We start from the raw sequence: 16,404 nt of genomic DNA on the forward strand, positions 1-16,404 counted from the left end.
ACGTGCTGACAGGGCGGACGTGGCAACTCTGGCACATCTTCGCAGGGCCCGAACGCGGGGGTCCGCTAGGAGGCATTCGCCCACCTCACCAGGGAGATGGTCCGTTTTCGCACGGCCGCTCCGATGCGCGCGAATTGCCCCACTTCGGTGAAGCTGCCGGAATTTTTCCACTTACGTGTTCGGAGGGGCCGCCGGTCTACCGCCTCGGGGGCGGCCCGTCGAGCGGACGCCCGAGCACCCCCGGCCGCCGCTGCCACGGCCGCGGTCCGGTCGGCGGCCGGTAGGCCACCCCGAGGGCGTCAAGTCGCCGGTAGTGGGCGGCCATCCGCCGCTCGAAGCCGGCGAAGTCCCGCTCGTGCGGGGCGGGCAGCGCGCTCCAGGCGACCTCGGCGAAGGCGGCGAGCCGGGGGAAGACCTGGTAGTCCACCCGCGCGGGGTCCTCCATCACCTCGGTCCACACATTGGCCTGCGTGCCGAGCACATGCCCGGCCTCCTCGGGCGTCAACTCCGGGGGAACCGGCTCGAACCGGAAGACGTCCTCCAGGGTGCGGACGTAGCCGATGGGGACCGGCTCGTCCGCACCCGCGTCCTGCCGGTGGTCCAGATAGACCTGCTGCTCCGGGCACATGACGACGTCGTGCCCCGCGCGCGCGGCCGTCACCCCGCCCGCGTACCCGCGCCACGACGACACCGCCGCCCCCGGCGCGAGACCGCCCTCCAGGATCTCGTCCCAGCCGATGAGCCGGCGCCCCCGCGCGGCCAGCCACCGGTCGAAGTGGCCGATGAACCACGACTGCAGCCCGTCCTCGTCGGCGAGCCCGAGTTCCCGGATACGCGCCTGCGCCACCGCCGAGCGCTTCCACTGGTCCTTGGGACATTCGTCGCCTCCGACATGAACGAAGCGCGAGGGGAACAGCTCCAGCACTTCCTCGAAGACGTCCTCGTAGAAGCGCAGGGTGTTGTCAGTGGGGGCGAGTACGTTGGGAGAGATTCCCCAGTTGTCCCAGACGGAGAGGGCGGTGGTGTCGATGACGTCGGTGTTCCCGAGTTCCGGATACGCCGCGATGGCGGCCTGCGAGTGGCCCGGTATGTCGATTTCCGGGACGACGGTGATATGCCGCTCGGCGGCGTAGGCGACGATCTCCCGGATGTCGTCCTGGGTGTAGTGGCCACCGTGTGGCTTCTCCTCCCACAGCTGCGAGGCACGGTGACCGAATTTCGTCCGCGCCCGCCAGGAGCCGACCTCGGTCAGCCGGGGATACTTCCTGATCTCGACGCGCCAGCCCTGGTCGTCGGTCAAGTGGAAGTGGAGGACATTGAGTTTGTGCGCGGCCATCAGGTCGAGGTAGCGCAGGACTCCGTCCTTGGGCATGAAGTGCCGGGCGACGTCGAGCAGGAGGCCGCGCCAGCGGAAGCGGGGTGAGTCCTCGATCACGACCATCGGCACGTCCCACTCCCGGCGCGCCGGATCGATCGGCGCCCGCCGAAAGGCGTCGGGACCCAGCAGCTGGCGGAAGGTCTGCGCGCCCCAGAAGACGCCGGCCGCGCTCCCGCCGTCGACGCGGATCGCATACCCGTCGACGACGACGCGGTACGCCTCCGGCGCCAGCTCCGGGTCCACGCGCAGCACGATGCCGTTGTCGTCGCGGCCCTCGGCGAACGGCAGTCCGGTGGCGGCACCCAGGGTGCTGCGCAGCCAGAGCGCCACCCGCTCGGTGCCGGGCTCCGCGTGGAGCACGGTCTCCTCGTCCAGCGGAAACGCCCCCCGCGCGGGCGGCACCCACCACGCCTTCCGCGGAGCCGGAATCAGATCCTCGAATCCCATGTCGTCAGTCCTTTACCGCTCCGCCCAGCCCCGAGACCAGCCGTCGCTGTACGAGTACGAAGAACACCAGCACCGGAATCGTCATCACCGTGGACGCCGCCATCACCCCGCCCCAGTCCGGATCCTCCGGCTTGTAGAAGACCAGCAGGGCCATCGGAAGCGTGGACTGGGAGGTGTCGCTGATGATGAACGACTTGGCGAACAGGAAGTCGTTCCAGGCCGAGATGAAGGAGAACACACTGGTGGCCACCAGGCCCGGGAAGACGAGCGGGAAAAGGATCTGCCAGAGGAATCGCGACCGGCTCGCCCCGTCGATGTACGCGGCCTCCTCCAGCGCCTCCGGAACCGCCTTCACGAACCCCCGCAGCATCCAGATCGCGAACGGCAGCGAGAAGGCGATGTGCGGCAGGATCAGCGAGCCCAGGGTGTTGAGTTGGCCGGCGTCCCGCATGAGGAAGAACAGCGGGATCGTGAGCGCCTCGACCGGCACCATCTGGGCCACCAGAAACATGATCAGCAAAGTGGTGCGGAAGCGGAACCGGAATCGCGTCACGGCGGTCGCCGCGAGAAACGCGATGAGCCCGGAGGCGATCACCACGGTGCCCGCGACGAGCAGACTGTTGAGGAAGTAACGGCCGAATTCCTGCTGCCCGAAGACCCTCCGGAAGGAATCCAGCGAGGGCGCGAGCGTCCAGGGCCGCGGCTCGCTCGACTCGATCTCCCCGGCCGGCCGGACGGCGCTCAGCACCATCCAGTACAGCGGGAACGCCACCACGGCGGCCACCAGCAGCGCGGACGCCTCGGCGGCCAGCCGCCAGGGACGCCGTACGAGAGCGCGTACGGAATTCACAGCTTCTCCCCCTGCCCGCGCAGCAGCCGCAAGTGGACGAGCGTCACCGCGAGCAGGATCAGCAGCATCACCACGCCGATCGCCGAGCCGAGGCTGTACTCGGAGGACGCGAACGCCCGCTGGTAGGCGTAGACGTTCAGCACCAGGTTCTGCCCGGCGATTCCACCGCCGTTCGTCATGACGTAGATCTGGGTGAAGACCTTGAAGTCCCAGATCACCGACTGGATGGTGACGATCGCCAGGATCGGGCGGAGCATCGGCGCGAGCACCGACCGCCAGATCCGCCACTGCGAGGCACCGTCCAGCGCGGCGGCCTCCAGCACCTCGGACGGCACCGCGCGGATACCCGCGTACACCGTCACCATCACGAACGGGAAGGAACACCACACCACTTCGAGCAGGACCAGCAGGAACGCGCTGTACCGGCCGTACGTCCAGGAGTGGTCGCCGAGCCCGAGCACCCGGTTGACGGGCCCGAAGTCCGGGTCGAACAGCAGCAGCCACACCGTCGACCCGGTGACCGCCGGGGTCGCCCACGCGCCCAGCGCGGCCAGCATCAGCGCGAGCCGGGGCAGCGCCCGCACCCGCGTGAGCAGCACGGCGAGCGCGCACCCCACGGCGAGGGTGCACACCACACAGGCGGCGGCGAACAGCACGGTCGCCAGCAGCACCTGCCAGAACTGCTCGTCCCGGAACAGGGCCGTGTAGTTGCCGAACCCCTGGAAGGAGGTCGGCTCTCCGCCGCTGACCTGGGCCTGGGTGTACTCGAAGAGCGAGATCAACCCAAGCTGATAGACGGGGTAGACGAGCAGCCCACCAAGGATGACGAGAGCGGGGGCAAGGTACAGCCAAGGGGTGCAGTAACGCCGATAGGGGCGCGGGGAACTGCGCGCCGAGCCACCCACAACCCGCACCCGCCGACGCACGGCATCCCCCACCCCGGTAGGCACCCCGCTCACCCGGCGGAGCCAAACGCGTCGTTCATCTTCCGCGCCGCGTCCCTCGACGCCGTCGCCACGTCCTTCCTCCCGCTGACGATCTCCTGGAACATCGTCGGCAGCACCAGCGAGGAGTCGATCCGCGCCCACGCGGGCGAGGCGGGCACGAACTTCGTCCCGGCGGCCAGGGTGCGCACGAAGGGCCGCACGAACGGCTCCTCGGCGGCCACCTCCTGCCGTACGTCCGTGAAGGTCGACAGGAAGCCCATCGCGTCGAAGAGTTCGCGCTGGGTGTCCTTGGAGGCGAGGCGCTTCATCAGGTCGACGGCGAGAGTGCGGTGCGAGGTGCTCTTCAGGACGCCGATGTTGTTGCCGCCGGCGAAGGCGGGCGCGATCTCCCCGGGTTTCACCCCAGGGAGCGGTACGACGGCGTACTTGCCCTTGACCGCCCCCGCCTCGACGGCCGCGTGGCTGAAGTCCCCGGCGATGGCCATGCCCGCCTTGCCGGACGCGAAGGCGGTGACCGTGTCGTTGCCGGTCATGCCGGCGCACTTGGCGGCGGGGCAGTTGTCGTCGCCGAAGAGGGAGGTGTACGCCGTGATGCCACGCCGCGCGGCGGGGCTGTCGACGGCGGCGGTGTACGAGCCGTCCTCGCCGGTGGCGAGTTCGCCGCCGTGGGCCCAGACGAAGGGCAGGGCGCCGTAGGTGTAGGCACCGCCGACGACGAGGCCGTACAGGTCGGGCCGGGCGGCCCGGATCCGCTGCGCCGTATCGGTCAACTCGTCCAGTGTTCTCGGCACTTCGAGGCCGAGGTCGTCGAAGACGTCGGTGCGGTAGTAGAGGGCGCGGACGCCGACGAAGAACGGGGCGCCGTAGACCCTGCCGTCGACGGTCACCGCCTGCCGGGCCGTCGGGTCGGTGTCGGCGGCCTCGGGCCAGGCGGCGAACTCCTCGCCGACGTCCGCGAGGCCGCCGTCCTTCACATAGCCGGCGGTGTCGGTGTTGCCGTACTCGATGACGTCGGGCGCGGACGCGGGGTCGTTGAAGGCGGCCTTGACGCGCTGGGCGCGGGTCTCGACGGGGATGTACTCGACGGACACCTCGGTGCCGTCGTGGGCCTTCTCGAAGCGGTCCACGACCGCGTCGACGACCCGCTCCTTGGGCTGGTTGTCGACCTCCTGGAAGAGCCAGACCCGCAGGGTGCCGGTTCTGTCGTCCTCGCCGGAGGCGGAGGTGTCCGAGGTCTGTGGGGCGCAGGCGGTGGCGGCCATGACGGCGAGGAGCACGGCCAGTCGGGCGGGGAGCTTCATGGAGCAGTCCTCCGAGCGTTGCAGCATATGCAATAAGCGTTTTGCTGTGCACAACACTGTGGAGGCTAGAAGTGCATGAACATGCCGACAAGAGGTCTCAACCACTCTGTGACCGGCGGACGCATCCCGTGCAACGCCCGGACAGCACAAAGGCCCCCGAGGCGCGCAAAATGCGCCTCGGGGGCCTCGCGAAGATCAGCAGGGCACAGCGGAAGGGTTACTTGTCGCCCTTGCCCTTGTCGTCACCGCCGGCGCCCATGGACTCGTAGATCTCCTTGCACATGGGACACACGGGGTACTTCTTGGGGTCGCGGCCCGGCACCCAGACCTTGCCGCACAGCGCCACGACGGGGGTGCCGTCGAGGGCGCTCGCCATGATCTTGTCCTTCTGGACGTAGTGGGCGAAGCGCTCGTGGTCGCCGTCACCATGGGACACCTGCGGCGTCGGCTCTACGAGGGTCCCCGTACCAGTCCCGCGCTCGGGCTCGAGAGTGCTCATAGAACCCAAGAGTACTGAAGCTCACATGCTTCAGTTGAGCGAAGGGTCGTCCGGATACGTCGCCACCATCGCCAGCTCGTTGCGCTGCCGGCGCAGCACCTCGCGCCAGAGTCTCTCCGGGGCCGGGGAGGAGACGTCGCCGGGTTCCGACTCGACCACGTACCAGGCGCCGTCCACCAGCTCGTCCTCCAGCTGACCGGGGCCCCAGCCGGCGTATCCGGCGAAGATCCGCAGGGAGCCGAGGGCCGAGGCGAGGAGCTCCGGCGGGGCCTCCAGGTCGACGAGACCGATCGCGCCGTGCACCCGGCGCCAGCCCAGCGGGGCGGCCTCCCCGGACGCTCCGCCGGGGACGACGGCGACCCCGAGGGCCGAGTCCAGTGACACCGGGCCGCCCTGGAAGACCACGCCGGGCTCGCCGGCCAGGTCCGCCCAGCCCTCCAGGATGTCGCCCACGTCCACTGGCGTCGGACGGTTGAGGACGACACCGAGGGAGCCCTCCTCGTCGTGGTCGAGAAGGAGCACCACCGCACGGTCGAAGTTCGGGTCCGCCAGGGCGGGCGTTGCCACGAGCAGCCGCCCTGTGAGCGAGGACACCTCGGTCATGCCAGACATGATCCCGCATCTTCCCCCGGCATGGGGAGGCAATCCGGATCCGCGGGCGAACGCACGGCAGGGCGCACCGGTGCGCCCCGCGCGCACGGGGGCGGCCGTGACCCCATGTGCCCGATAGGGAACGGTTCGTGTTGTGACACACCTATGACGTGACCAAGCTGCCATCGGGCTTACAGGAGGGGGGTCCACGGCGATTACTCTGTCTCTCCTGCCCTGCCCGGAACACTCCAACGGAACGCGAGATTCATGACCGTCAACGACGATGTCCTGCTTGTCCACGGCGGAACCCCGCTGGAGGGCGAGATCCGTGTCCGCGGCGCGAAGAACCTCGTGCCGAAGGCCATGGTCGCCGCCCTGCTGGGCAGCGCTCCGAGCCGGCTGCGCAACGTGCCGGACATCCGCGACGTACGCGTGGTGCGCGGACTGCTCCAGCTGCACGGGGTGACGGTCCGTCCGGGCGAGGAGCCGGGCGAGCTGGTGCTCGACCCGACGCATGTCGAGAGCGCCAACGTGGCGGACATCGACGCGCACGCGGGCTCCAGCCGCATCCCGATCCTGTTCTGCGGCCCGCTCCTGCACCGCCTCGGCCACGCCTTCATCCCGGGCCTCGGCGGCTGTGACATCGGCGGCCGGCCCATCGACTTCCACTTCGACGTGCTGCGGCAGTTCGGCGCGACGATCGAGAAGCGGGCGGACGGCCAGTACCTGGAGGCCCCGCAGCGGCTGCGCGGCACCAAGATCCGGCTGCCGTACCCGTCGGTCGGCGCGACCGAGCAGGTGCTGCTGACGGCGGTGCTCGCCGAGGGCGTGACGGAACTCTCGAACGCGGCCGTGGAGCCGGAGATCGAGGACCTGATCTGCGTCCTGCAGAAGATGGGCGCCATCATCGCGATGGACACCGACCGCACGATCCGCATCACCGGTGTGGACAAGCTCGGCGGCTACACCCACCGCGCCCTTCCGGACCGCCTGGAGGCCGCCTCCTGGGCGTCCGCGGCGCTCGCGACCGAGGGCGACATCTACGTCCGTGGCGCCCAGCAGCGCTCGATGATGACGTTCCTGAACACCTACCGGAAGGTGGGCGGCGCCTTCGAGATCGACGACGAGGGCATCCGTTTCTGGCACCCGGGCGGGCAGTTGAAGTCCATCGCCCTGGAGACGGACGTCCACCCCGGCTTCCAGACCGACTGGCAGCAGCCGCTGGTCGTCGCCCTCACCCAGGCGACCGGCCTGTCGATCATCCACGAGACGGTCTACGAGTCCCGCCTCGGCTTCACCTCCGCCCTGAACCAGATGGGCGCGCACATCCAGCTCTACCGCGAGTGTCTCGGCGGCTCCGACTGCCGCTTCGGCCAGCGCAACTTCCTGCACTCCGCGGTCGTCTCCGGCCCCACCCGCCTCCAGGGCGCCGACCTGGTCATCCCGGACCTGCGCGGCGGCTTCTCGTACCTGATCGCGGCCCTGGCGGCCCAGGGCACGTCCCGCGTCCACGGCATCGACCTGATCAACCGCGGCTACGAGAACTTCATGGAGAAGCTCGTGGAGCTGGGCGCGAAGGTGGAACTCCCGGGCAAGGCCCTCGGCTAGACAGCAGCTCCCGTACGTACGCCGATGGGGCGGCCACCCGAATCCGGGTGACCGCCCCATCCGTGTTCAGTGCAGCGCCCTAAAGGGGCGCGGGGCCGTATCGATATGCGGCTCCGCCGCGTGGGCGCGACCAGCCACAAACGGCCCGCAGTCGCCCACGGCGCTAAGCCGGCACGGCGAAAACGCGCCCTTACTTACCCTTGGCCGCTTCCTTGAGCTTCGAGCCCGCGGAGACCTTCACGCTGTACCCGGCCGGGATCTGGATCGGCTCACCGGTCTGCGGGTTGCGCGCGGTGCGAGCGGCACGGTGGGTGCGCTCGAAGGTCAGGAAGCCGGGGATGGTGACCTTCTCGTCCCCCTTGGAGACGATGTCGCCGACGACGTCGGCGAACGCGGCCAGCACGGCGTCGGCGTCCTTGCGGGTCACCTCGGCGCGGTCGGCCAGCGCGGCCACCAGCTCACTGCGGTTCATGTTGTTACTCCCGTGTTCTTCTTGCTGTTGGGGCGTGCCACGCGGCGGAGCCGCATATCGGGCACAGCGAGGCCGATGGTGCCAGGGCCCTCGGACGGGTCCCGGACCCGGGTCCGTCGTTGGACTCTCGCGACGCCCAGGGACGCATCCTGCCCCTACCTGCGGCGGGAAAGCCAATCCGGCACCCGTTGGAGTCGTGAGAACACCCTTGGGAGTCACACGAAGAGCGCCACTGACCGGCCCGGTCCACCCGAGGACGGCCGACGGCCCGCCCACCCTAGAGGCCGGGCGGACCCGCATGGTTCCACGACGCGCCGTGGCGGCGACGCATCGTGGCGATCCTCACAGCCCCGGCCCGGCCGCGCGAGGGGTTTTCACGTGCCGGGGGGACCCGGGGTTTTCAAGGTGCCGGGGGCTGTCACGCCGTGGCGCCCGCCGCCCGCGCCGCGTCCCGCACGGCGCCGGCCACGGCGCCCGCGACCTTGTCGTTGAAGACGGACGGGATGATGTAGTTCGGGTTCAGCTCGTCCTCGGTGACGACGTCCGCGAGGGCCTTGGCGGCGGCGAGCATCATCTCGGTGTTCACCGTGCGGGACTGGGCGTCCAGCAGGCCGCGGAAGACGCCCGGGAAGACCAGCACGTTGTTGATCTGGTTCGGGAAGTCGGAGCGGCCGGTGGCCACAACTGCGGCCGTCTGACGGGCGATTGCCGGGTCGACCTCGGGGTCCGGGTTCGCGAGCGCGAACACGATGGCGTCGTCGGCCATGGCGGCCACGTCGTCGCCGTCGAGGACGTTCGGGGCGGAGACGCCGATGAAGACGTCGGCGCCGCGCACGGCCTCCTTGAGGGTGCCGGTGATGCCCTCGGGGTTGGTGTTGTCGGCGATCCAGCGCAGCGGGGAGTCGGGGGCGGCGTCGACCAGGTCCTCGCGGTCGGCGTGCACCACGCCGTGGATGTCGGCGACGACGGCGTGCTTCACGCCGGCGGCGATCAGCAGCTTGAGGATGGCCGTACCGGCCGCGCCGGCGCCGGACATGACGACGCGGACGTCGCCAACTCCCTTGTTCACCACGCGGAGCGCGTTGGTGAGGGCGGCAAGCACGACGATCGCGGTGCCGTGCTGGTCGTCGTGGAAGACGGGGATGTCGAGGGCCTCGCGCAGCCGGGCCTCGATCTCGAAGCAGCGGGGCGCGGAGATGTCCTCGAGGTTGATGCCGGCGAACCCGGGGGCGATCGCCTTGACGATCTCGACGATGGCGTCGCTGTCCTGGGTGTCGAGGCAGATGGGCCAGGCGTCGATACCGGCGAACCGCTTGAAGAGGGCCGCCTTGCCCTCCATGACGGGCAGCGCGGCCTTGGGGCCGATGTTGCCCAGGCCGAGCACGGCGGAGCCGTCCGTCACGACCGCAACGGAGTTGCGCTTGATGGTGAGGCGGCGGGCGTCCTCGGGGTTCTCGGCAATGGCCATGCAGACGCGGGCCACGCCCGGCGTGTAGACCATGGAGAGGTCGTCACGGTTGCGGATGGGGTGTTTCGACGCCATCTCGATCTTGCCGCCGAGGTGCATCAGAAACGTACGGTCGGAGACCTTGCCGAGCGTCACACCCTCGATGCCGCGCAGCTTCTCGACGATCTCGTCGGCGTGCGCGGTCGACGTGGCGGCGATCGTCACGTCGATACGGAGCTTCTCGTGACCGGACGCGGTGACGTCGAGGCCGGTCACCGAGCCTCCGGAGGACTCCACGGCGGTGGTGAGCTGCGAGACGGCGGTTCCGCTCGCGGGCACCTCCAGCCGGATGGTCATCGAGTAGGAGACGCTGGGCGCCGTTGCCATGGCCGACTTCCTCTGCTTTCACCGTGTCGCGAAGTTGTGCCGTCCGATCGTCGCACCTACCCCTCAGTACGTGGTAGCCGCCCCGGATTGCGGACGTTTTGTTCACAGGGCTGCGCGCGACTTCGGAAAACATCTTCCACGATACGAGAATCGATCAGCCAGTCGAACGGCAACAAAGAGGCCCACGTCACATCGGACGTGGGCCTCTTCGTACGGTCATGACACCGACCCGCCATGCTCGCCTCGCGGCAAGTGGTCCCTCTAAGGGACGAAGGTTGGGCCCGGGGGCTTGGATCGAGCCGGTGTCACACCCAGGCTAACAAACGATCCCGGACGGCCATTCCCGTACGGGAGAACATCCCCCGGTCAGTCCCTGAGCAGGTCCGGCACTCCGGCCGCGTCCGGCTCGTCCCGCTCCCCGGAGACCACCGTCAGCTGCTGGGTGGCCCGGGTCAGGGCGACGTACAGCACCCTGAGGCCCGCCGGGGACTCGTCGGCGATCTCCGCCGGCGAGACGACGACCGTCGCGTCGTACTCCAGACCCTTCGCCTCCAGGCTGCCCAGCGCCACCACCCGGTCGCCGAGACCGGCCAGCCAGCGCCGCGCCTCCTCACGCCGGTTCATCGCGACGACGACGCCGATCGTGCCGTCGACCCTCTCCAGCAGCCGTGCGGCCTCCGCGCGGACGGTCTCCCGCAGCGACTCCCCCACGGCCGTGCCGTGTCCCTTGTTCGTTGTCACGAAACGCGGCTCCACGCCGGTCGAGCGGACCGCCGACGGCGACTCGGACCCCGGCATCGCCAGCGCCAGCACCTTCGACGCCAGCTCGGCGATCTCGGCCGGGTTGCGGTAGTTCACGGTGAGCCGGAAGCGGCGGCGCGGGCGGGTGCCCAGGGCCTCGTCGCGGGCCTCGGCCGCCTCGTCGGGGTCGGACCAGGAGGACTGGGCCGGGTCGCCGACGATCGTCCAGGTGGCGTGCCGGCCGCGGCGGCCGATCATGCGCCACTGCATCGGCGTGAGGTCCTGGGCCTCGTCGACGATGACATGGGCGTACTCGGTGCGCTCGGCGGCCAGCCGCTCCGCCCGCTCGCGCTGCGACTCCTCGCGCACCGGCATCAGCTCCTCCAGGCCGGTGAGCTGGTCCAGCGGGTCCAGCTCGCGCTTCTTCCGGGGCCGGGCGGGGGCGCCGAGGATGGCCTGGAGCTCGTCGAGCATCGCGATGTCGTGCACGGAATGGCCGTCCCGCTTCAGCGAACGGGCCACCCTGCGCACCTCGCCGGGGTTGAGCACCCGCCGGGACCAGCGGCCGAGCCGCCTCTCGTCGGCCATGGCGGCCAGCACGCCCGCCGGGGTCAGCTCCGGCCACCAGGCGTCGAGGAACCCGGTGAAGGAGTCCTCGCTCGTCACGTCCTCGTCGAAGGAGGAGCGCAGCTCGGCGGCCAGCTCGGGGTCGGTGTGCCGGCCGGCGGCGCCGGACTTCTCCCACAGGGCGTCCAGCAGCAGCTTGCGGGCGCGCGGGCGCAGCAGGTTGACCGGGGCGGTGCCGCCCAGCGCGGCGCGCCGGATCCGGTCCAGCTCCTCGGCCTCCAGTTCGAGCCGGCGGCCGAAGGCGACGACCCTGAGGCGGTCCGGTGAATCGTTCAGCTCCAGCGCCCCGCGCGCGGCCTTCCGCAGCACCTTCAGCATGCGGTTCGAGCCCTTGGCGCGGGCCACCGACGGCGAGTCGTACAGCGTGGCCTCGGCGCCGTCGACCAGCGAGCCGATCGCGCGGATCGCGACCTGGCCCTCCTCGCCGAGCGAGGGCAGCACGCCCTCGGTGTACGCCACCAGCAGCGGGGTCGGCGAGACGATCAGGATGCCGCCCGCGTACCGGCGCCGGTCCTGGTAGAGCAGGTAGGCGGCGCGGTGCAGCGCGACGGCGGTCTTGCCGGTGCCGGGCCCGCCCTCGACGTACGTCACGGAGGCGGCGGGGGCACGGATGACGAGGTCCTGCTCGGCCTGGATGGAGGCGACGATGTCGCGCATGGTGTGGCTGCGGGCCCGGCCGAGGGCGGCCATGAGGGCGCCGTCGCCGATCACCGGCAGCTCGCGGCCGTCCAGGAACGCCTTCAGCTCGGGCCGCATCAGGTCGTCCTCGACGCCGAGCACCTTGCGCCCCTTGGAGCGGATGACCCGGCGGCGTACGACCCGGCCCGGGTCCACCGGGGTCGAGCGGTAGAAGGGGGCGGCGGCGGGTGCCCGCCAGTCGATGACCAGCGGGGCGTAGTCCTGGTCGAGGACGCCGATGCGGCCGATGTGCAGGGTCTCGGCGATGTCGGCGGTGTTGTCGGGGCGTACGGCACCCTCGGCGGGCTCGACCGCCGTGTACGCGCCGTCCGGGCCCTTCTTGCCGTCCTTGCCGAGCAGCAGGTCGATCCGGCCGAACAGGAAGTCCTCGAACTCGTTGTTCAGCCGGTTCAGGTGGACGCCCGCGCGGAAGACCTGCGCGTCCCGCTCGGCGAGCGCGCCGGGCGTGCCGACCTGGCCGCGGCGGGCCGCGTCCTCCATCAGGAACTCCGCCTCGTGGATCTTCTCCTCCAGGCGGCGGTAGACCTTGTCGAGGTGTTCCTGTTCGACGCCGATCTCGCGATCGCGTACGGAGTCGTGAACGGAGTCGTGACCGGTGTCCCGAACCGAGTCGACCGCGGAAGTCTGCTGAGCCTGTGCGGCCACCGGGCCCCCTTCTGACGTGCTGGGCAGCCGTCCACCGTACGCGAAAGTGGCCTGCGGCGGCTACGGGGGCGCCCAGTGAAGTGGGGGTTCCGTCCGTCGGCGGGTGCGGGTTTGGTGTGGCTGGTCGCGCAGTTCCCCGCGCCCCTAAGGCGCCCTGCGGGCGCCCTGGGGGCGGGCCCTACGCGTCCACCTCCACCAAACGCTTCCCGTCGAAGGTCATGACCTCGAAGTGGTCGATCTCCTCGGGGGTGAAGGCTGCGCCGCCGTGGACGTACAGCGGCTGCTTGGCCTGTTCCGTCGTGGCGCCCGGGATGCCGTAGCCCCAGTTCGGGACCGACCAGGAGGTGACCGTCTCGCGTTCGCCGTTCTTGCCGACGGCGATCAGGGAGCACTTCTGCGGGCCCTTGACGTTCTTCAGCTCCAGGACGGCGTGGGTGCCCCAGGCCTTCTTCTCCAGTGCCACGGTCGCGCTGACCTGCGTGCCCGGGTCGACGGCGGTGACCTTGTCGTCGATCTCGTCGAAGGACGCCTTGGCGGGGCTGGTGGCGTGGGCGGAGACCGGCCGGCCGCCGCCGTCGTCGCCCCCGCTGGTCGCCACGGCGACGAACGGTCCGCCGACGATCAGCGCGGCCGCCGCCGCGACCATGTAGAAACCGCGCCGGCGCTTCTGCGCGCGGCGCTCGGCGACCTCGTCGACCAGTCTCTCCGCCAGCCGCGGGCTGGGCTTCGCGGACAGGGACTCGCCGATCGCGGGCGTGCCGGTGCCGGGCAGGTCGGCGAGCGCCGCGAGCATCGGCTCCATCCCGGCCAGCTCGTCGAGCTGCTGGGCGCACCACTCGCAGCTCGCGAGATGGGCCTCGAAAGCGGTTGCTTCGGCGTCGTCGAGAATCCCGAGGGCGTAGGCGCCGACGGTCTCGTGTTCGTTCGGGCCCGTGGGTCCCTCTGGCCCCTGAGATCCCTGCATGGGGCCAGACATACCCGGACCCCCCGCGCCGTATCCCCCGTATCCACTCATCACGCCGTCACCCCCCGCTCCTCCAGTGCCAGCTTCATCGAACGCAGCGCGTAGAACACCCGGGAGCGCACTGTGCCGCTCGGTATCCCCAGGGTCTGAGCCGCCTCATTGACGGTACGCCCTTTGAAGTACGTCTCGACGAGCACCTCCCGGTGGGCCGGGGTCAGGTCGTCGAGCGCGTCCGACAGCGTCATCAGCCACAGCGCCTTGTCGATCTCGTCCTCCGCGGGGATGACCTCCAGCGGCGACGGGTCGACCTCCTGCGGCCGGGCCTGCCGGCTGCGGTGGCCGTCGATGACGATGCGCCGGGCGACCGTCACCAGCCAGGGGCGTACCGATCCGGTCGCTCGGTTGAGCTGACCGGCGTTCTTCCAGGCACGGATGAGCGTTTCCTGCACCACGTCCTCGGCGCGCTGCCGGTCTCCGGCGACGAGGCGCAGCACATAGGCGAGCAGGGGTCCGGCGTGCTCGCGGTACAGCGCACGCATCAGCTCCTCGTCGGGCTCCGAGGGTTGAGAAGACATGCGATGTCGGGCCCTCGTTCCTCGTTCCTTGGCCACGACGGAATCCTTGCGCACGCCCACCTCCGATGTCCGGGGGTTCCCCCAGCCGGTCGCTCAACGACGGGTACGGACACGGGGCGTTGGGTGTTCAAAGGCGGGCGACAGATTTCTGCGAGGTGACACGACGAGGCGGACATGGGGCCACAATTCCCCCGCCCTGCCTTTACATTTCCCCCACGAAGACAAGGGTCGCCACGGACTCGGTGTTACCCACATCACTTCGCCGGCGCGGCACTTGGCAGGGCCACCTGGGCCACCCGGCGCCGGTGCCGCGCCACCCTCTCCCGGTTCCCGCACACCTCGCTGGAACACCAGCGCCGGCGCCGCCCGCGCGAGGTGTCGAGGTAGACGATCGGGCAGTTGTCGCCCGCGCACTGCCGCAGACACGCCCGCGCGGAAGGATCGGTGAGCAGGTCCACGGCGTCCCGGGCCACCGCCGCGAGCAGCGCGGCGGACTCGGGCGGGCGGTCCAGCCGCCGGACGAGCGTGCCGTCCGCGGCGCGCACCGCGCGGGGAGCCGGGGGCGCGGCGCGCGCAATCTCGTTGAGCCGGGCGAGAGCACGGTCGTACGCCGTCCCGGTCCCGCCGGGGCGCAGCGCGCCGCGCACCAACGGGTCGATACGGGCGCGCAGTTCGCGGAATCCGAGCAGCCAGGAGGTGTCCGCGTGCGCGAGCGGGGTGCCCGGCGGCACCAGTCCGGACCCGGCGATCCAGGCACGCAGCACCTCGACCGAGTCCAGCCGTTCCCCGGGATGGGTGGTCGCCAGCAGGTCGAGACAGTGCCGCCCGGCGTCGAACCGCAGCTCGGGAGCGTCCGTGGCCGTACCCAGTGCCATGCGCCTGTCACCGCCTAGGGGTCACCGAGGGTCCCTCCTACAGTGCCTGCCCGGATTCCCCTCCGTAACCCCCTGGAACGGCCATGGATGAGACGCGGGGTATGCGCCGGCGGGTGTGGGCTCAGACGTCGGCGTGTCAGACGTCGGCGTATCAGACGTCTGCGTACTTGGCGTCGGCGGCCGGGTCGAGGGCGAGCCGGTAGCCGCGTTTGACGACGGTCTGGATGAGTTTGGGCGCGCCGAGGGCCGTCCGCAGGCGGGCCATGGCCGTCTCGACGGCGTGCTCGTCGCGGCCCGCGCCCGGCAGGGCCCGCAGGAGTTCCGCGCGGGCGACCACCCAGCCCGGCCGCCGGGACAGGGCCCGCAGCAGGGACATCCCGGCGGGCGGTACGGGCCGCAGCGCCCCGTCCACCAGCACCGCGTGCCCGCGGATCTCCACCTGGTGCCCGGCGATCGGCAACGACCGGGCCCGCGCGGGCAGTTCCTGGCAGAGCAGCTGGACCAGCGGGCCGAGCCGGAAGCGTTCGGGCTGCACGGTGTCGACGCCGCGGGCCTGGAGGGGCAGCGCGGTGACCGGTCCGACGCAGGCCGGGAGGACGTCGTGGTGGAGGGCGGCGAGCAGTTCGGGCAGCAGCCCGCGCTCCTCGGCCCGGCCCAGCAGGGACGCGGCGGCCGGCGCGCTGGTGAAGGTGAGCGCGTCGATGCCCCGGGAGACGGTGGCGTCCAGCAGCCGGTCGACGGGCGAGAGGTCCTCCGGCGGCAGCCACCGGTACACGGGCACGCCGATCACCTCGGCGCCGCCCGCCCGCAGCGACTCGACGAACCCGGGCAGCGGCTCACCGTGCAGCTGTACGGCGATCCGGCGCCCGTCGACGCCCTCCTCCAGGAGCCGGTCCAGCACCTCGGCCATCGACTCGGAGGACGGCGACCACTCCTCGGTCAGCCCGGCGGCCCGGATCGCGCCCTTCACCTTCGGCCCGCGGGCGAGCAGCTCCACCCCGCGCAGCCGCTCCAGCAGCGCCTCGCCGAAGCCCCACCCGTCGGCGGCCTCGATCCAGCCGCGGAACCCGATGGCGGTGGTGGCCACGACCACGTCCGGCACCCGGTCGAGCAGCTCCTTGGTGGCGGACAGCAGCTCGCTGTCGTCGGCGAGCGGCACGATCCGCAGTGCCGGGGCATGCAGGACCGCGGCTCCGCGCCGCTGGAGCAACGCCCCGAGCTCATCGGCCCGGCGCGCGGCCGTCACGCCCACGGTGAACCCGGCGAGGGGGCCATGTTCGGCCGCCCGCTCCTGGATCCCGTCGTCCGGTCGCTTGTCCGGTCGCTGCTGTTCGTCGTACATAACTCTCGT

The 16,404-nt window shown here is 70.8% G+C and carries 14 protein-coding genes; 1 reads left to right on the plus strand and 13 read right to left on the minus strand.

All coding sequences use genetic code 11. The features are described from left to right. Nucleotides 1-196: 196 nt before the first annotated feature. The 6 genes from ACZ42A_RS17235 to ACZ42A_RS17260 all read right to left on the minus strand — a co-directional run bounded on the left by ACZ42A_RS17235 (nt 197) and on the right by ACZ42A_RS17260 (nt 6,025). Complete coding sequence (locus ACZ42A_RS17235) at nt 197-1,825, minus strand: beta-N-acetylhexosaminidase (RefSeq protein ID WP_468528025.1); 1,629 nt, start codon at nt 1,823-1,825, stop codon at nt 197-199. Between the two features lie 4 nt (nt 1,826-1,829). Next, the gene (locus tag ACZ42A_RS17240; RefSeq protein ID WP_468528026.1) at nt 1,830-2,675 is read right to left on the minus strand and encodes a carbohydrate ABC transporter permease; all 846 of its coding nucleotides are present in this window, start codon (nt 2,673-2,675) and stop codon (nt 1,830-1,832) included. Further along, nucleotides 2,672-3,589: a carbohydrate ABC transporter permease gene (locus ACZ42A_RS17245; RefSeq protein WP_468528027.1), complete on the minus strand. Its 918-nt coding sequence runs from the start codon at nt 3,587-3,589 to the stop codon at nt 2,672-2,674. The genes ACZ42A_RS17240 and ACZ42A_RS17245 overlap by 4 nt, the downstream gene beginning before the upstream one ends. Nucleotides 3,590-3,630: 41 nt before the next feature. After that, nucleotides 3,631-4,923 carry an extracellular solute-binding protein gene (locus ACZ42A_RS17250; protein ID WP_468528028.1) on the minus strand — a complete coding sequence of 431 codons (1,293 nt, stop codon included), beginning with the start codon at nt 4,921-4,923 and terminating at the stop codon, nt 3,631-3,633. A 217-nt stretch (nt 4,924-5,140) separates the two neighbouring features. Next, nucleotides 5,141-5,422, minus strand: a complete 282-nt coding sequence (locus ACZ42A_RS17255; protein ID WP_043501286.1) for a DUF3039 domain-containing protein — start codon at nt 5,420-5,422, stop codon at nt 5,141-5,143. A gap of 30 nt (nt 5,423-5,452) precedes the next feature. Continuing rightward, complete coding sequence (locus ACZ42A_RS17260) at nt 5,453-6,025, minus strand: YqgE/AlgH family protein (protein ID WP_468528029.1); 573 nt, start codon at nt 6,023-6,025, stop codon at nt 5,453-5,455. Nucleotides 6,026-6,280: 255 nt separating this feature from the next. Here ACZ42A_RS17260 and murA point away from each other — a divergent pair, with 255 nt between their 5' ends. Then, nucleotides 6,281-7,621, plus strand: coding sequence for a UDP-N-acetylglucosamine 1-carboxyvinyltransferase (gene murA / locus ACZ42A_RS17265; RefSeq protein WP_165999223.1), 1,341 nt, complete (start codon nt 6,281-6,283; stop codon nt 7,619-7,621). 190 nt (nt 7,622-7,811) lie between these two features. Here the strand turns inward: murA and ACZ42A_RS17270 are convergent, their stop codons facing one another. The 7 genes from ACZ42A_RS17270 to ACZ42A_RS17300 all read right to left on the minus strand — a co-directional run bounded on the left by ACZ42A_RS17270 (nt 7,812) and on the right by ACZ42A_RS17300 (nt 16,395). After that, the gene (locus tag ACZ42A_RS17270; protein WP_003990598.1) at nt 7,812-8,093 is read right to left on the minus strand and encodes an HU family DNA-binding protein; all 282 of its coding nucleotides are present in this window, start codon (nt 8,091-8,093) and stop codon (nt 7,812-7,814) included. A 418-nt stretch (nt 8,094-8,511) separates the two neighbouring features. Beyond that, nucleotides 8,512-9,927, minus strand: a complete 1,416-nt coding sequence (locus ACZ42A_RS17275) for an NAD-dependent malic enzyme (protein WP_468528030.1) — start codon at nt 9,925-9,927, stop codon at nt 8,512-8,514. A gap of 366 nt (nt 9,928-10,293) precedes the next feature. Continuing rightward, the gene (locus tag ACZ42A_RS17280) at nt 10,294-12,639 is read right to left on the minus strand and encodes a HelD family protein (RefSeq protein ID WP_468528031.1); all 2,346 of its coding nucleotides are present in this window, start codon (nt 12,637-12,639) and stop codon (nt 10,294-10,296) included. Nucleotides 12,640-12,817: 178 nt separating this feature from the next. Beyond that, a complete protein-coding gene (locus tag ACZ42A_RS17285; RefSeq protein ID WP_468528032.1) occupies nt 12,818-13,603 on the minus strand; it encodes an anti-sigma factor family protein in 786 nt (261 codons plus the stop codon). Between the two features lie 50 nt (nt 13,604-13,653). Next, entirely contained in the window at nt 13,654-14,178 is a 525-nt protein-coding gene (locus ACZ42A_RS17290; protein WP_050782511.1) for a sigma-70 family RNA polymerase sigma factor, read from the minus strand. A 254-nt stretch (nt 14,179-14,432) separates the two neighbouring features. Then, on the minus strand, nt 14,433-15,053 hold the full coding sequence (locus ACZ42A_RS17295; RefSeq protein WP_468528033.1) for a CGNR zinc finger domain-containing protein: 621 nt from the start codon (nt 15,051-15,053) through the stop codon (nt 14,433-14,435). A gap of 151 nt (nt 15,054-15,204) precedes the next feature. Continuing rightward, complete coding sequence (locus ACZ42A_RS17300; RefSeq protein WP_468528034.1) at nt 15,205-16,395, minus strand: uroporphyrinogen-III synthase; 1,191 nt, start codon at nt 16,393-16,395, stop codon at nt 15,205-15,207. Nucleotides 16,396-16,404: the final 9 nt, after the last annotated feature.

The sequence above is a fragment of the Streptomyces sp. NPDC030838 genome (assembly GCF_055572035.1).

What these genes read in the sequence shown, in the direction of transcription:
- ACZ42A_RS17300 (WP_468528034.1), bottom strand. Translation starts at nt 16,395, where the DNA reads ATGTACGACGAACAGCAGCGACCGGACAAGCGACCGGACGACGGGATC.
- ACZ42A_RS17270 (WP_003990598.1), bottom strand. Translation starts at nt 8,093, where the DNA reads ATGAACCGCAGTGAGCTGGTGGCCGCGCTGGCCGACCGCGCCGAGGTG.
- ACZ42A_RS17235 (WP_468528025.1), bottom strand. Translation starts at nt 1,825, where the DNA reads ATGGGATTCGAGGATCTGATTCCGGCTCCGCGGAAGGCGTGGTGGGTG.
- ACZ42A_RS17295 (WP_468528033.1), bottom strand. Translation starts at nt 15,053, where the DNA reads ATGGCACTGGGTACGGCCACGGACGCTCCCGAGCTGCGGTTCGACGCC.
- ACZ42A_RS17275 (WP_468528030.1), bottom strand. Translation starts at nt 9,927, where the DNA reads ATGGCAACGGCGCCCAGCGTCTCCTACTCGATGACCATCCGGCTGGAG.
- ACZ42A_RS17285 (WP_468528032.1), bottom strand. Translation starts at nt 13,603, where the DNA reads ATGCAGGGATCTCAGGGGCCAGAGGGACCCACGGGCCCGAACGAACAC.
- ACZ42A_RS17255 (WP_043501286.1), bottom strand. Translation starts at nt 5,422, where the DNA reads ATGAGCACTCTCGAGCCCGAGCGCGGGACTGGTACGGGGACCCTCGTA.
- ACZ42A_RS17250 (WP_468528028.1), bottom strand. Translation starts at nt 4,923, where the DNA reads ATGAAGCTCCCCGCCCGACTGGCCGTGCTCCTCGCCGTCATGGCCGCC.
- ACZ42A_RS17290 (WP_050782511.1), bottom strand. Translation starts at nt 14,178, where the DNA reads ATGTCTTCTCAACCCTCGGAGCCCGACGAGGAGCTGATGCGTGCGCTG.
- ACZ42A_RS17260 (WP_468528029.1), bottom strand. Translation starts at nt 6,025, where the DNA reads ATGACCGAGGTGTCCTCGCTCACAGGGCGGCTGCTCGTGGCAACGCCC.
- murA (WP_165999223.1), top strand. Translation starts at nt 6,281, where the DNA reads ATGACCGTCAACGACGATGTCCTGCTTGTCCACGGCGGAACCCCGCTG.